16 protein-coding genes are annotated in these 13,700 nt (G+C 52.5%); 6 read left to right on the forward strand and 10 right to left on the reverse strand.

The window, feature by feature from the left end:
• Window positions 1–3: 3 nt before the first annotated feature.
• The 3 genes from FFR93_RS01605 to FFR93_RS40620 form a co-directional block, all read right to left on the reverse strand.
• Window positions 4–1,326, reverse strand: coding sequence for an ATP-grasp domain-containing protein (locus tag FFR93_RS01605; protein WP_138391590.1), 1,323 nt, complete (start codon window positions 1,324–1,326; stop codon window positions 4–6).
• Between the two features lie 162 nt (window positions 1,327–1,488).
• Complete coding sequence (locus tag FFR93_RS01610) at window positions 1,489–1,932, reverse strand: DUF6389 family protein (RefSeq protein ID WP_138391591.1); 444 nt, start codon at window positions 1,930–1,932, stop codon at window positions 1,489–1,491.
• A gap of 67 nt (window positions 1,933–1,999) precedes the next feature.
• Window positions 2,000–2,140 (reverse strand): hypothetical protein, encoded by a 141-nt coding sequence (locus tag FFR93_RS40620; protein WP_171049020.1) that lies wholly within the window; start codon window positions 2,138–2,140, stop codon window positions 2,000–2,002.
• Between the two features lie 618 nt (window positions 2,141–2,758).
• On the opposite strand from FFR93_RS40620, the gene FFR93_RS01615 reads away from it, so the two are divergent.
• Both FFR93_RS01615 and FFR93_RS01620 read left to right on the forward strand, forming a co-directional pair.
• A complete protein-coding gene (locus FFR93_RS01615) occupies window positions 2,759–3,379 on the forward strand; it encodes a hypothetical protein (RefSeq protein WP_138391592.1) in 621 nt (206 codons plus the stop codon).
• 30 nt (window positions 3,380–3,409) lie between these two features.
• Complete coding sequence (locus tag FFR93_RS01620; RefSeq protein ID WP_138391593.1) at window positions 3,410–3,670, forward strand: hypothetical protein; 261 nt, start codon at window positions 3,410–3,412, stop codon at window positions 3,668–3,670.
• 554 nt (window positions 3,671–4,224) lie between these two features.
• Here the strand turns inward: FFR93_RS01620 and FFR93_RS01625 are convergent.
• The 3 genes from FFR93_RS01625 to FFR93_RS01635 form a co-directional block, all read right to left on the reverse strand.
• On the reverse strand, window positions 4,225–4,569 hold the full coding sequence (locus FFR93_RS01625) for a hypothetical protein (RefSeq protein ID WP_138391594.1): 345 nt from the start codon (window positions 4,567–4,569) through the stop codon (window positions 4,225–4,227).
• A 235-nt stretch (window positions 4,570–4,804) separates the two neighbouring features.
• The gene (locus FFR93_RS01630; RefSeq protein WP_138391595.1) at window positions 4,805–5,878 is read right to left on the reverse strand and encodes a hypothetical protein; all 1,074 of its coding nucleotides are present in this window, start codon (window positions 5,876–5,878) and stop codon (window positions 4,805–4,807) included.
• A gap of 213 nt (window positions 5,879–6,091) precedes the next feature.
• On the reverse strand, window positions 6,092–6,775 hold the full coding sequence (locus tag FFR93_RS01635) for a hypothetical protein (RefSeq protein WP_138391596.1): 684 nt from the start codon (window positions 6,773–6,775) through the stop codon (window positions 6,092–6,094).
• A 607-nt stretch (window positions 6,776–7,382) separates the two neighbouring features.
• On the opposite strand from FFR93_RS01635, the gene FFR93_RS01640 reads away from it, so the two are divergent.
• Window positions 7,383–8,024, forward strand: a complete 642-nt coding sequence (locus FFR93_RS01640) for a hypothetical protein (RefSeq protein ID WP_138391597.1) — start codon at window positions 7,383–7,385, stop codon at window positions 8,022–8,024.
• Between the two features lie 76 nt (window positions 8,025–8,100).
• Here FFR93_RS01640 and FFR93_RS01645 read toward each other — a convergent pair whose 3' ends face one another.
• Both FFR93_RS01645 and FFR93_RS01650 read right to left on the reverse strand, forming a co-directional pair.
• The gene (locus FFR93_RS01645) at window positions 8,101–8,838 is read right to left on the reverse strand and encodes a hypothetical protein (protein WP_138391598.1); all 738 of its coding nucleotides are present in this window, start codon (window positions 8,836–8,838) and stop codon (window positions 8,101–8,103) included.
• A gap of 463 nt (window positions 8,839–9,301) precedes the next feature.
• Window positions 9,302–9,688, reverse strand: coding sequence for a hypothetical protein (locus FFR93_RS01650; protein WP_138391599.1), 387 nt, complete (start codon window positions 9,686–9,688; stop codon window positions 9,302–9,304).
• A 208-nt stretch (window positions 9,689–9,896) separates the two neighbouring features.
• Here FFR93_RS01650 and FFR93_RS01655 point away from each other — a divergent pair, with 208 nt between their 5' ends.
• Both FFR93_RS01655 and FFR93_RS01660 read left to right on the forward strand, forming a co-directional pair.
• Complete coding sequence (locus tag FFR93_RS01655) at window positions 9,897–10,775, forward strand: Eco29kI family restriction endonuclease (RefSeq protein ID WP_138391600.1); 879 nt, start codon at window positions 9,897–9,899, stop codon at window positions 10,773–10,775.
• 280 nt (window positions 10,776–11,055) lie between these two features.
• On the forward strand, window positions 11,056–11,346 hold the full coding sequence (locus FFR93_RS01660; protein ID WP_138391601.1) for a hypothetical protein: 291 nt from the start codon (window positions 11,056–11,058) through the stop codon (window positions 11,344–11,346).
• Between the two features lie 543 nt (window positions 11,347–11,889).
• On the opposite strand, the gene FFR93_RS01665 is transcribed toward FFR93_RS01660, so the two are convergent.
• Both FFR93_RS01665 and FFR93_RS01670 read right to left on the reverse strand, forming a co-directional pair.
• Window positions 11,890–12,318, reverse strand: a complete 429-nt coding sequence (locus FFR93_RS01665; protein ID WP_138391602.1) for a hypothetical protein — start codon at window positions 12,316–12,318, stop codon at window positions 11,890–11,892.
• 88 nt (window positions 12,319–12,406) lie between these two features.
• Window positions 12,407–13,021, reverse strand: coding sequence for a hypothetical protein (locus tag FFR93_RS01670; protein ID WP_138391603.1), 615 nt, complete (start codon window positions 13,019–13,021; stop codon window positions 12,407–12,409).
• Between the two features lie 263 nt (window positions 13,022–13,284).
• Between FFR93_RS01670 and FFR93_RS01675 the strand changes: the two genes are divergently transcribed.
• Window positions 13,285–13,659 carry a hypothetical protein gene (locus FFR93_RS01675; RefSeq protein ID WP_138391604.1) on the forward strand — a complete coding sequence of 125 codons (375 nt, stop codon included), beginning with the start codon at window positions 13,285–13,287 and terminating at the stop codon, window positions 13,657–13,659.
• Window positions 13,660–13,700: the final 41 nt, after the last annotated feature.

A 13,700-nucleotide genomic window follows, 5' to 3' on the forward strand; every position in this document is an offset into this window, starting at 1 on the left:
TGCCTAAGCAGCTGCGGCCACGTCACTACTTGGCTTCGACCTTTGCCTTCGAGCATACGCTTTCGCGACCCAGTCTCTGTTGAGGCTGTAGGGTCCCGACAATTCGAGTTCGTTCACTTCGATTGCAGCTGGACCCTTTGATGTTAGGCCTATATCGACGACATAGTCGAGAATGCCATGGCCGCGTGCGTCATTAGCAATCTTCCGCGCAAGTCGGGCAAAACGTGCGGCCATCTTTCGGTCTGTGACGTGACTTGTAACGCCTCGATCAAATGCGCCATGTTCGATCTCTGGGGTCGCCAGAGCCGCTAGCCGATGATCGAGTCTTTTACCTGGAATCTGATCCAGCGTAGAGAAGTTCCGATCTGAGCATACTGACGCGACAACGCGGCCGTTGACTACAAAAAAACGTTGCTCATGAGTGAAAGGAAGGTGTTCTTGAACCATCGCTTTCATCGCTAGGTTATGCGGGTAGACCACGCTTCTTACGCGCATCGCTGCGTCGCGAAGAAAGCGGACGCCTTCTAGGTCAATCGTCCATGTGCCTCCTTTGGAGACGCAGTTCTTCAGGAATGCTTTGCGGAATCCCTGAGAGGCCATATCGCACAGTGTCCACAATAGATCGCTGTCCCCTGAAACCGTTACAGACCTGCGCAGCATGTACTTTTGGAAGAAATGCCAGGTCCAATATGGATTTGAGCTTTCTCTGCTTCTTTTCTTCTGTCCAAACTCACTTAGTGCCATTGAGAGTCGTGGCAATCCGTCTTTGTCCTGCCCATCATAAGTTAGGCGATGCGCGCCTAAGAAAATGACCGCTTCTCCGGCATTTAGGTGGGTCAAGCTTCTGATCGTTTCGGCATCGTCAATGGCATGCAATCTGTGATCACGAGGATCAGGAGTCATCCGGTTGAGGAAAATCTCGAAATTGAGATAATCTCTCCTTGGTGTGAGTTCGTGTCTTTCTAGATCATCCTGAAGTAGCCTCATGGCCCTGTCCGTGCCAGAGGTCTCGTTCTCGAAATCATTGAAAACAGAACCGTCGCTCCAACCAGGAAATGACCGATCAATGACCTCTCTCCAAAAGGCCATAAGCTCAGCAGCACGGGGGTCAAAAGCGAGAACTTCTGCAATTTTATCGTCTGTAGGCAAGTTTTGAATGTTACCCTCAAAAGTCCAAGGTTCGGCACGGTGTGGCGGCGGACCAAATTGTTGTGGGCGAGCAGTGAAATATCTCCCCTGATACGGCGGTACGTATGCATTTCCTTCACGCACACTCTCGGCAATTGCCATGAGTCCTTCTTTGCTGAGCTGTTCCCACTTGGTCATGGATGATCCCTGGTATTGAGGTCTCACAATTACGAAGGCAGAATGTAGATGTGTCAACACGGTCTGGTTGGACTGGGCTTCGTCATGACCGGCATTCTGGAGTGGCGCAAATATCTGCCGAAATTGTTGCGTGATAATGACCTTTATCGGGCGATGGCCCGGTCAAGGAAGCAACGGTTTACTGTCTGTAGTTCCGTACCCTTCATCTCCAAAAATGACGGCCGGTAGGCCAACGCCGCCGAGCTGTTGCCAAAGACTTTCAACCCACTCGATACAGGTGTCTACGATGACGTCGTTTACAGAGAAGGCGACTTCATCCGGGTCAAACATGGGAACGTCGGGCTGCATTTGACCGTCGACGCACTTTACCTCAAATAAGAAGCGATGTGATGCTATCGTCTTGTTGAGCACGTAAAGGTCTGGCCCCTCTAGGTGAACGGCAATATCGAAGAAACCTTCTTCGCTTTGCCCTGGATGAACTCCAACCTTGACCTGTCGGGCTTTTTGCGGAAGGGAATGCTTTATGGCGTTGAGACGTTCCAAAGTCCCAGGAGCGTGAGCCGACAAGATGCTTTGAAGTGCAGCTTTGTATTCGTCCGCTGTCATCCAATTCTCCGCTATCACATTGGAATCCGCACAAAGCCGAGGTAAGCGGTTTGTGTCGCCAATGAGTTCAGTTTGGCCACTGGCCGCTGTCGTAGAGGGCCTTCATGGCGGCAAGCTTTTCAATGAAGAGATCATCGATGTCGATTCCTAGCTTCCGCGCGACTTCCCATGCTCGGTTCTCGATCTCGACTGCAAGTTCGTATGTCATATCTCGGTACCCTGCTTTCAATTCCATGATCGCCTGAGCTAATCTGCGGTGTCAATTCGGCGATAGTGCGCGCTAGCTGCGCTTGCAAGAGGTGGAAGCTGGCTTGCCTTTATCGGCATCAGGGGGGTGCTAGTCGCTCGGTAATGCCGCCCCTAGAGGCTTGAGTTCCTTGGTGCCGCGAGCTAAATGCGATGAACTGTTGCGCAACCAGGGAAAGGCGCGAGGCCGTGGCAATTAAATTGGGCAATTTCATAAAAGTGTCCTCGTCGCCCAGTGGGACAAAGCTCATCCCCCTCGATGATGATGGAAATCCGCTCGACGAGAGGGCCGCGCAGGTCGTTCTGTTCCAAATCAACGAAAGAACATTCCCGTCGAAACCTAAAAAGATCGAGATCAATTGAGGTCGCCTGAGGCGTTCGAATAGGTGGGTAGTCCTGCGCCGATAATAGCTTTTATCAATGTTTTCTGGTAGGCGTGATTTGGGTCACTCGCGACCACGACTATCAACAAAGCCGCCGTGGTCCATTGCGCCCCCGAGAATTCCTTCTATATTATCGTGACGAATATTTTAGTGCCCGCTTCTCCTATGCCGGGCTCCGGTTTTGACAAGGTAAAGAAATGGCGATTTTCCCCGGCGCGTCACTCGCAAACTCTGAGGGTAAGCTGAGTAAGGTTGGTCCTTTAGTTCTCATTGAAGGGAGCTGGTACGGGTTTGTGCCCAATCACACCTTCGAAGGGGAAGCAAACGTCCTGGAAGCAGGAACCGGCCTTTTGGTCGGCAACATTATCAGGCAGCCGCCGGGTAAGCTTAGGCATGGATACATGGAAATTGAGGATGCATTTTCAGTCGTGAAATTCCTCTCCTACGCGCCTATTGAGGTGAGTAAGCGTCCTCGGCTGGAGACTGTCGATCCAATCAAGGTGTTCAATCGTCGTCTCTTCAAGACTGAAGCTATGGGGCACACGGCTGCTATGCTCGTGTCGATAGACGGTCCCTTTTTGTTGAAGTCCGGCCATGAAATTCAGCATTACATGGGAGCGTTCGAAATTTCCGATCATGATGAAGGAGCGCCCGTGGCTCAGGTTGGTGACGGTGGATCGTCTATCGTTGCGGCCGATGGCGGTCAGTTGGTTGGTGTCCTCCTCGGAAAGGCTGGGAAGACGTTCTATTGTGCACCGGCTGTTGAGCTTTTGGCCCGGCACTTTCCAGGCTTTGAAACACTGGAAATCGTGGCGTAAGTGTAATTCTCGAAGTTGGAAGGGTCAGATATGAACCTGGTAGGCAGCAAGATCACTGACGTGCATTCAAAAATCCTCACGATGGGTCTTCACGCGATCTCCGGCAGTCCGCAGCACGTGGGGTATCAATACCCTGCTGCTATGACGGGAACGGAGGAGCGAGTCACGCTTACTGTGCAGCTGGATAATGAAGTGATCACCCGCGCGTTCGGAACCGTTGAGACACCCACGGACGACCCGTGGAAGCCTGTGGTGAACCGGCGCGAGATCGTGACGCTCCTCGATATCTAGGAGTTCCCCGGGACAATGGAAGCCGTTGTGCCTGCTATCGGCCGATAATCGTGCTTATCGACCTTATGTGCCTTTGAATTTGAGCGGTGAGTGAATAGACTTTGGGCCCGCTGGCCCGCGAGCCGCCTTTTGTCTTTTGCTAGCATCGGGCGGCATATTCGCGGTATTCAGTTGTCAGCTGGCGGAGCATGAAATGTGGAAAGTTATCAGTCGGAATAAGCGCTGGGTTTCTGGATGCACGATTACAGAAAGCTATGATCCAGAAGATCATTCAACACCACGACTGGCGCGGTTCACTGCGACAATCGAGGGGTTTCAAAACTTCAAAATATACGAAGGACGGCTATACGACGGGTGCGGTCGGGATGTTGCCAATTGCGTTCGGGAAATACAAAGGCTCATCGTGGCTGGCGACGAAGCTGTCTTCAAACGCGAAGGCTACTGGCTCGCTCCGGATAATGGTGTCGAACCTGCTGAGGATATCGGGTCAGTGCCAGGCCCTGGAACGCGGTAGGTTGCGGTTGCATCTCTATGCCGCCTGTTAGGCGTGGAACTTAAGATTTTAATTGGGTGTCAGGGATAGCGGCATAGAGCGCGACGTGATCTTTCTCATTCGGCCGCCATCTCGAAGCAGTCAACGTGCTCACCCGGTCATCAAGAAACATGTGCTCGGGGTTTGACCAGGCGATAGGCTTCTCGTCACAGAGAATGGCGCTACGCGCTTTCAAATATGCGGAAATGACTTCTTCGCAGGTTTCTATCCATTGTTTCCAACGAACTGTATCGGGCTCTTCCCAGCTGTTTTGGTAAGGGCTGTGGAGTGGTGCGTCGGCGTCGCCGGTCCCCTGGGCTTCGTGTAGGGCTCTGCAGGCGGCCTCTATGGCGGTCTCATGTGTCATCAGTCGTCTCTTCACAAACATGGGCGGATATCAGAAATGGAAACCCCCGCTCTATGGCGGGGGCAGACACTACCGGCGATTACACCATGCGTCGCATGCGCCGTGGCGCAAGTTGGAAGGCATGGCCACACCCATATGGTAGCCAGTTTCATAGTCGATCTAGCTGGTGATTAGGTCAAGTCCTTTCTGGACGCCTACCGACGATAACAGTCTCGTAAGGCGCTCGGTCGGCGGGTTACAGGGTGGGCAGTGCCGGAGGTTTCCGAACGCCGATGACATCCAGTCGGCAGACGTCTACGAACTGCCTGGGCTCTTGTTGAGAGCCAATAATGCAGAGGTAGCTGCCATCATCATTCCGACCAACGAACGTTCCGTAGGTGCCGTTTGTGTTCTGAACGTTGATTGGGTAGCCGTGTCGGTCGCGTTCGATCAAATTGAGGAACTTCACCGCACTTCCTGGCGCGAGCAGCTGACCTAGGAAATCCTTGCCAAGGTATGCGGAATTGCCGTTGCTGTAGTGCTCTCTGATTTCGCCGATAACGATGTTTTGGTCGAAAATGTCCAGGTTCACATCTTCGAGCGTCAGGTTGCCAGCGATGGTGCAGGCTTCCGGCATCGCAATCCTTCGTTTGAGGCGAGTGAGCTTCAGGTCGTTATTGATGATTGCGGTGTGGCAGAGTCGCTTGATAGCACTGTCGGCTACTTCCAAGGTGCCTATAACCGCGATCCTTCTTGCGATCTCGTACATGGACGAGCCGGAAACGCGGAGATCGAAGCATCTTATGTAGCGAGGGCTTCTCGCTATCGTGGTGTTGGAAATCTCCAAGTTCCCCATTGTGGAGAACATCGGCGGTAAGAAAAGTCCGGTTTTATCTTTGATGGACACGCTCCCGTAAACCTCGATTGCATCCGGAAGAGCATTCACGGAGTAGGATTTTCCATCTTCGCCGAAGATATATCCACGTGACCACTCGAACTCCGTTAGCCAGCCATTATAACGGTACAATCCCGCCAGCGCCTGGAGTGTGTCACCTGCATTTATCTTGCTATTGAAGGCGGTACGCTCGACCCATTTTCTGGACGGCAAGACAGCAAAAGAGGCAGCCATTTCTCCAAGCGGGTTGATAACGTGAAATAAGCGGCATTCATGCAGGTCCTCGACGTCGCAGAAAAGTGCGATCACGGCTTTGTCGGCTTTCGCGGCGCTGGCGTGTGAGAACTCGCGAAGCCTCCACTTGTCGGGTAGGCCGCCGAATTCGTCTGTTTCATGATTTTGAACGTGTTTTTTGAAGGGAATGATTTCAGCCATAGATATACCAGAGTGTAAGGACTCTAATGTCATCTATGGCGGCGTATGCGGCAACGACCGAATGTGGGCCAGCAATGGTTAAGCGTCGAAAGACCGGAGCCCTTTTGGGGTCGAAAGGGTGACGTGTTCCGGTCGGTCCATGTCTTTCGCGTTATCAAGATTCATTAAGCCTTGATAACGGGTGTTATCGACCGTCACTCGGGGATGCAGTGACTATAGCTTCGGAGTCTTCTTTTCGGTTTCCCTATCCAGGAAGCTTTGATGAAGTGCCGCAATCGAGGACTTTGTTGCTCGGAGGTCGGAAAGACTGCTGAGGGGTAGATAGATGTCTTGTTCCGCTGTGACATCGTGTGGGAATGCAGCCATCGCCGCTTCGATAGCTTCCGGCTTGTCGCACAGGTAGGAACGCCCGCGTACACCCCAACTGTCGATTTCGGGGTTGATGGCATCGGGGATGAAGCGCAAAGCCATACGGGGAGCGGTAAACACCATGGCACTGGTGCCTTCGTATTCGTCGGCATCGGCAAGGTAGCCAACGTTCGCGCCGAATTCCTCAAACACTTTAAGGATTTCGATGATCTCCGACGCCCGGCATCCATTGCGAATTTTGAAGAAATGGTATTGTTCGAGGTCTGGATCAGCTGCCTGGACCGCGTGTTGTTTGGCAATCTCAGATGTGATCCAGGTTTGTGCTTGCTCCTGAGTTTTGAATTCGTCCGAGACGGTGCGCGTTAGGTAAGGAGCTTGCACGAGCCCCTTCCAACCATCTGCGTCGCTCTTTAAAAGAGCGCCGACACAAAGCCCTGAAGACGTTAGCGCGTGTTTGTAGATAGCGAGGCCGTCGGTGTTCAGGGTGATTGCCACGCCGAAATAGTGGTCGAATTTGAGGTCGTTCATGAATGACTTCTCGCTGAAGAGCTTTTCTCAATCCTCTCAACGAACCGTGAATACGACAAGCTTGCCTGCGGGGGCCTATTTTGCTGTTTGGCAATGCACCGATCTGTAGCGCCGCAGCTACACGCGCGGAGAAGCTTTTTAAGGGTTCACCCGTGACGATAGGTTAAATCCGCATTTGTGTAGCACTTCTATCATCGTAAGCCTTCGCTATGTCGCCGCAAGGGTCGAACTGATAGCCGTCTATTGGATTCCATGCGTATCGGACAGCCACTCTACTGCGCTCGCCTTGGTAGGAGGACATTTCGCACAGGCCGAAGCACTGGGAACTGCTTCGCGCTCCTCGGAGGGCCCAATCCTGGGTTTCGTTGGAAAAGCTATAGGCCAGTCCGTTTTCATCGATTCCGAATATGGTGTAGTAAAGCATTTGAGGGCTCCTGTTGTGGAGATCGTTACACAACCTCAAGCTTGGCTCAAGCGTACTGGTGAGATGGTAGAAATCGGGTAACAGCGATGACGCGTTGAGCTGATAACGGACCTTATCGGCTTTCCGGAGCGCCTTGCTTCCATGTCGGCCTCATAGGACGATATTCTTTTTGGGAAAGCCTTCATGAAAGAATTAGTCGTGAGCGGGTATGCGAGATCGCGTTCGGCATGTGTGTGGCGATTGCTTGTCTTGTCCCTATGGGCGGGAATGGCGGCGCTCGAACTTCAGGGGCTGGGAGATGGTGATCGGCACAAATACCTCTCCTCGGTTTTCCCTGCGACGGTCCTTGGTATAGGATACTCTGGGTTCATGAGGTCCTTCACTCGATTGGAAGGCTTTCTGTACGGCATGAGTGCGATTCCGCCTGTCGTGGGATTGGCTTTGGCTGGGTGGGGCTGGCTGTTTCCGGTGTTGTGTGAGCGGATGGGCCCTGGCGTTGGATTTTCAATATTTGGCATTGGGGCGTTGGCTGTAACCGGCATGGCAGTATACGCTGCCCTGGTTCATGGTCAGCCGGTGCTTGGCGAAGGGAAGAAAGCGACTAAAACTGTCTACCTTGGAACTGGTTTAATCTTGTTGCTGTTCGGCGTGGTGCTGCCTTTGATGACGTATGGGCTCATTAAAAATGACCTATGCAGCCTGTATAAAACGAGCGACAGCATGACGCCGGTCGCCTCGTTGTTCATGTTTGAGCTTGTCGTGTTTTTTGGAGCCGCCTACTCAAAGGTGAAGTTTATGAAGTGGAAATCCCGAAACTCGAACTGATTCTTGTCCTTTAGAGGTTTTCTGGTTGTTGCGCACAGAAAGTCTTCTTTCATTTAAGGCGGCCGATAAGGGGCTGTTATCTGCCTTTTTCCGGCTCGCCCTTTGTTAGGGACCAGATGTAGTTCGCCAAGTTCGCGGCCCCAGTGAGGGTTTTTCCAGCTGGTTCGGCGAGTACGAAAATTTGGCCGCCTTTGGTATAGAGGTGTGCGACCTGAAGGCCGTCGTAATCGGCATAAGTACAAGCCTGAACCTCATGGAACGGCACTCTGACGACCTCAATTAGCTCTTCATCGGTTTTGTTCAATCGCGCGGCGTATATGGCTTCCTTGCTGATTGCCCAGGCGGAGTTGAGCCGATAACGCATCTGGGACTTAAACCAGCCGGTGTATCCCAATCGGCGCTCTTTCAAGAGTTCTAGCAGCGTAGACGCAAAAGGATAGGCCATAATCACAGCCATGAACCCCATGATGAAGCTCAAGGGTGGGATGTCTTGTGGGGGCTCTTTTAGAGCTTCTGCAAGAGGTAGGAGAACGGCGGCCAGGACGCTGATGAGGGCGAATGCACAGGCCAGAAATAGAGGGGCTTCCTTCAGTGATTGTCGTACCCGCTCTCTACTCTTTTTGAAGTTAACCCAATCAATTTCCGACGCGCGTTCGGATCGATTGAAAATCTCAACGAGTGTCTCGTCGTTGTTTTCGAGGGTCTCATTAATGGCCGCTGACGTCGTTTTGTTCGCCTGCTCGATTGCGGCGCGAATATCTTCGATGCCTCTGCGGGTCGCGCCGCTAAACGATTCCTTTGGGATGACTGTCATTTTGAATTTTCCAGGGATGATATTCCATCGTGCTGGCAACGGCCGTTGAGGTCAACTAAGTTCGCCAGGTCTGTTATCGGCGCTCCATTGCCACTACCGTGAGTGCGTGAGTGTGGCCTCATCCGTCCGCCTTGGTATGCCTTTTAGAAGTGACTAGCCAAGCACGCTCTCGATGTCGTTCATCCCGAAATCCATCGCTCCGAGGCGGGATTGATCAGGTACCATGCCTATGTTCTCGGCATGGACATCAAGATACGGTAAGCCCGCTGCTATATTGAGCCGACGGAAAGGTGATAGGTTTCAGCCAGTTCGCGCGCCGCGCCCGCTGCAGTGGGTCGATGTATTCTTCAGCGTGCTCGATATGCATGGTCGGGGCTTCTGGGCAATGGCGAGGAGACCATTACAAGGCTCGGTCGAGCATCGGACAAGCGCTCGAATGTCAGGCTCTAATTGATCCTCAGTCTCAGCACTTTGCAAACGCCAGCGATTTGCGCGCCCTCTCCTCCTCGACCGCGTTGATTAGCTGGCTTGTCAATCCGCCAAAGCTATGGCGTGGGTCAGGGTCGGCACCAAGCGCAGTCGAGATCAGGATGATCCGATCCTTTGGCAGGTTTCGAACAAGGGAATGGGTGGCCTCTGGTTCTGCGTTCACCAGCGCCGAGACTGCAGACGGAATGCTTCCGGAAGCCACCGTGTCATCGGCCATCCGTTCGAATTCCTGGTCGAGCCACATCTCGATTGCTTGATTGATGATATCCGTCATGGCAAGGTCACGCTGCGCGGCGGCGACCTTCAAACGCCGACGGAGTTCCGCTGGTAGTCGATGGTGCATCGAGACCATTTCTTCCATGCAGGCAATAATCCACAAGCAGTTGAATATTGGATTGTTTTACCAAGGCTGAACTCGCCTATCAAGTGTTGACATAGTTTTGGCGTGGTGTGGTTAACGATTGTGATGAGGCGATAAAGCCTATTATCGCTTGTTTGGCGACGCCTGACGCCCTCACCCTTTGATTTCCGTCACTTCGTCGCGTCCTGGGTTTCAGCTTGCTGGGTATTTGAGCGTTGCGCCGACGGCGCTTCAGCAGGAGAATTTTCTCACTGAGTTGAGATGGCCTGCACGTTTGCCAAAAATTATTGTAGCACCCGCTGATTTGGACACGCTAGAAGAGATCGTGAATCTCGTTCGAGTGACGGCATCGAGTATGCGGTCCCCGACACTTACCGTTAAGCAAATGGCCCGATACGTGAGTGAAATTCGAAAGTACGCGAAACAACTTGACGAAGCTGCCAATGTTCTCGATCTCGTAGCCCAGCCGAAACAGATCATCGATCCCAACGACCCGAAATTCCAGGCTGTTGTTTTGGCGCTTAGGTTCATTCAGGAGGAAAGGCATCCTCTGAGCGATCTAACGCCATTCTATGGTAGCGGAGTGTATGCTCTCTACTACACGGGTCCACTTCTGCCTTACGCCCCTATCGCCGGTTCGGAGACGCCGATTTATGTGGGTAAAGCAGACCCGGACATCGTTTCAGTTAAGCCAATCGAGCAGGGCATTCGCCTCTACACGAGGCTTGTGGAGCATCTGAGAAATATCGAAAAGGTGGGGCTCTATCCGAAGCACTTTGAATATCGCTATTTACCGCTCGGAGACGGCACTCAAGTTTCAGTCGAGAAGGTCCTGATCGATTTCTTTAAGCCGGTGTGGAACAACGAAGGCGGATGCTTGTCGGGCTTCGGCAAGCACGGAGATAGCGCCTCTACTAGAGCTAATAAACGATCTTCGTGGGACATCCTGCATCCCGGCCGGACCTGGGCGGAGAAGAGCGAACCAAAAAGGAGTCACAATGAGGTGCTCTCCGATGTGGCTGAGCACTTTGCATTAAATCCTGTCTATCAAACGATGGCTCAAATCGTCGAGCGACTTCGTTTCTAAGCGGCGACGACGTTTCTGGGTGATCCCGCTGGACTGAGTGACAACCGACCGATAAAGAGCACTATCGGTCAAAGCGCTTTGCCACGCGGCCTCCTGTCAACCTTGTTGTGAAACTACCCTGGCGCGGCCGGTGCTGATGAAAGATGATGATCAGAGTTTGGACCCAGTTTTCAAAGAATACACACCGGGCCGGTGATCGGCAGTGCAATGATTTCCTTGGCAAGCAGCGAGACTTGACCATACGATACATGTCGATCCGTCTTTTCGCTGCGTGGCCAGAATGATTGTAGACAACGACATCGACTCGAAAATGTCCTCTCCGGACAGGGGAGGCATCATAAAGCCGCTGATTTGGGAGCATCTCGGCGGCGATCACTATAGGGCGAGGTGTCCTCTGTTCGGAAGTCTGAGGATCGAGCGCTACAGCAAGGAATTCATGGTGATTTGGTCGGTGCCAGGTCATTGTGAAAGTTTCATCGAAGAAGAATTCAAGACGCTGTCTGAAGCGGTCGAGGCGACGCAGGTGGAGTATGAACGTCGTCTTTCGAAGGTTCTTAATCTGCCAGCTTGAAGGTCTTCGGTTCTGTGTCTAAATCATCTCGTAGAAAATGATGTGGAGCGGACTCTGGCGAAGATGGATGAATTTGTAATCTACCTCGGGAACTACCGGTACGCTGGAGAGCCGTATTCAGGAATACATGGCTACGGTATCGAGAAGATCGAGAAGGCCAAACCCTTTAAAAGTAAGGCTAGTGCCCAAGCCTACGCTGACCGCCATATTGGCAGGACGGAGTTTCCGTCAATCTGCTGTATTATCCCGAAGTCTGAAGTGAAAGAAATCATGCCGGTTTAGACCGTGCTTGGTCGTCAAGGAGTCAGCTGATGGATATCCGCCACGATGAAACGCTCAAGTCTAGGCAGAGCCCGGTTGCGGCCAGCAATCAAGAGGCTTGTTATGGTGACGACGAGTAAGGGCCGCGCCCGGGAATGTGACCCTGCGCGGAGCAATAAAAAAACCCTGAGCAACTCGACAATTTATCGAGTCGACAGGGGCCGTGTTGCAATGATCATGAGCGAGGCTGTCGTGAAGATCAAGCCTTGCTAAGTAGCTTCTTCAGAGCTTTGGAGTGGCGGGCTCTGGCTCGAAATCATTGGCGAGGCCGATTTCATTCACGATCCATTCGCCACTAAACTTTAGTTTCGGGCGCATCGACGAGGTCGCTTTGTCCAGGAGGTCGGAGATCGACGAGAGGTGTTGCGGCACCAAGTTGTATGGCATTAACTGCTTCGCAGTAGCCTCGTCGGCGCTAACGATAAGCGTTACGTGGAGGCTTGCCATCCACTTTCGCGAATCATCCATGTCGAAGTCTGACTGCCTGCCCACCTTTTCGAAGGCAACGACCTGAAGGCCGGTGCCTGCTGACGTTGGGAGCTTTTCGTTTATTTCGGCAAGTTGGCTTTCGTCGAACTCGATGTCTGCTGGCCTGGCCCGGAGTTTGACTGCGGAGTCGTCGAGGGTGACGCGATATAACTGATTTTCCATATAAAGACCTCTAGGATCAGGCGACTGACGAGTTATTCCCCGCAAGCTTCGCAAAGGGGAATGCAATATTGTCTAGAAAGCGATATATTCAGAATGTTGGGACGGGGAGTTCCAGTTCTTTATCCGTCACGCTGCAGGTGATGTGGACGAGCCGGGCATAAGGCATTGCTTCCGTAATTTCGGCTTCAGTTATCTTGCTCTTCTGCATCTTTTCCAGGTCCGTGATGGAGACCTCTCGCCAGCCCCAAAGATCAGATGCATCTCCATTCTCACGATGCGCTGTGATCCAGTCGAACTTCTCTCTCGCTCCGCGAATGTCCAGAACCATGTCGTCCAGTAGTAAACCAGCATGGATCAGATATGGAGCCCCGCGCATTTTCCGGCCGGTAAAAGGGTCGACAGGATCATATACCGCTATCAGCCGCCCGTCTGGCAGAAGTCTTTGTAGGGTAATTGCAAAGACATCGCAGTCACCCTGTGTATACTTGTCATCGGGCGCACTTCCTTCAGGGGTGGTCCAGAGCACTGCTTCCAGAAAGTCTTCGGCCTCCGGACAGTGAGTAAGCGAAACGTCTGAGAGTGTTCGCCCATCGTCCTCAATGACGATACGAACCGGCAATTTTTCACTGACACACGTGGCCATCTCTTCGAAAGTGGTGAAGTCGTGTGTGATGCCGTCTCGTGGCGTGAAGGAAATCTTCATCGTTGGTCCTGCTTGTTTGTCCGGTCTAGCTTAGTTGCTGAGGACGCAACGGACGAGGTGGCCCATGGTGTTGAAACTGAGGGCGGAGGCCCGCAGACCTGTATCCATTTATTTCTTTTGCCGTCAAAACGGCTTGTCTAAAACTGATGAAGGGTCGATAACGTGTCTTATCGGCTGCCAAATCGACGTGGGTCATCAACCTGGATTGACAGGGCGAAATCGCAAATCATTTAATGGTGCTTCGTTGCCAGAAGGAAAATTAAATGTCTGGACCCGCAGAACGTCGCTTAAAAAGCCTGTCACTCCAGCTAGCACGCCTGGTTCCGAGATTTCTTGGTATGAACTGGGACAGCGCTGACTTCAACTTACTGCGGAATTTGGTGAAAGAGGTGGCGGCGGTCCTCAAAGTAGAGCTGACGGCGCGCGAGAGTCTTGGTGACATAGCCAACCTTAGTTTTGGTCGGAAGATTGCGGCGCTCGTGGGAGATTTGGCCGACGCTGCAGAGAAGATCGATCACCTTGAGGAATTCAGTGGTATCGCCAAGAAGGCTGTAAAACAGCTCTTATCCGTGGTCGAGATCGATCAATTTCCTGCGTGTCAGGCCACGTCTGATCGTGTCTCAGCCGTCGGTTGGTGAGTGCTTTTCCCGGTTGGATAATATCCGTCACCTATTAAGTC

Source organism: Rhizobium sp. MHM7A (assembly GCF_005862215.1).
Classification (GTDB): domain Bacteria; phylum Pseudomonadota; class Alphaproteobacteria; order Rhizobiales; family Rhizobiaceae; genus Rhizobium; species Rhizobium bangladeshense.

Bases quoted from the DNA above. Each gene is read 5' to 3' on its own strand.
- FFR93_RS01670 (WP_138391603.1), bottom strand. From the start codon at position 13,021: ATGAAGATTTCCTTCACGCCACGAGACGGCATCACACACGACTTCACC.
- FFR93_RS01650 (WP_138391599.1), bottom strand. From the start codon at position 9,688: ATGGAAGAAATGGTCTCGATGCACCATCGACTACCAGCGGAACTCCGT.
- FFR93_RS01625 (WP_138391594.1), bottom strand. From the start codon at position 4,569: ATGACACATGAGACCGCCATAGAGGCCGCCTGCAGAGCCCTACACGAA.
- FFR93_RS01620 (WP_138391593.1), top strand. From the start codon at position 3,410: ATGAACCTGGTAGGCAGCAAGATCACTGACGTGCATTCAAAAATCCTC.
- FFR93_RS01665 (WP_138391602.1), bottom strand. From the start codon at position 12,318: ATGGAAAATCAGTTATATCGCGTCACCCTCGACGACTCCGCAGTCAAA.
- FFR93_RS01615 (WP_138391592.1), top strand. From the start codon at position 2,759: ATGGCGATTTTCCCCGGCGCGTCACTCGCAAACTCTGAGGGTAAGCTG.
- FFR93_RS01675 (WP_138391604.1), top strand. From the start codon at position 13,285: ATGTCTGGACCCGCAGAACGTCGCTTAAAAAGCCTGTCACTCCAGCTA.
- FFR93_RS01635 (WP_138391596.1), bottom strand. From the start codon at position 6,775: ATGAACGACCTCAAATTCGACCACTATTTCGGCGTGGCAATCACCCTG.
- FFR93_RS01660 (WP_138391601.1), top strand. From the start codon at position 11,056: ATGATTGTAGACAACGACATCGACTCGAAAATGTCCTCTCCGGACAGG.
- FFR93_RS01605 (WP_138391590.1), bottom strand. From the start codon at position 1,326: ATGACCAAGTGGGAACAGCTCAGCAAAGAAGGACTCATGGCAATTGCC.
- FFR93_RS01610 (WP_138391591.1), bottom strand. From the start codon at position 1,932: ATGACAGCGGACGAATACAAAGCTGCACTTCAAAGCATCTTGTCGGCT.
- FFR93_RS01645 (WP_138391598.1), bottom strand. From the start codon at position 8,838: ATGACAGTCATCCCAAAGGAATCGTTTAGCGGCGCGACCCGCAGAGGC.
- FFR93_RS40620 (WP_171049020.1), bottom strand. From the start codon at position 2,140: ATGACATACGAACTTGCAGTCGAGATCGAGAACCGAGCATGGGAAGTC.
- FFR93_RS01640 (WP_138391597.1), top strand. From the start codon at position 7,383: ATGAAAGAATTAGTCGTGAGCGGGTATGCGAGATCGCGTTCGGCATGT.
- FFR93_RS01630 (WP_138391595.1), bottom strand. From the start codon at position 5,878: ATGGCTGAAATCATTCCCTTCAAAAAACACGTTCAAAATCATGAAACA.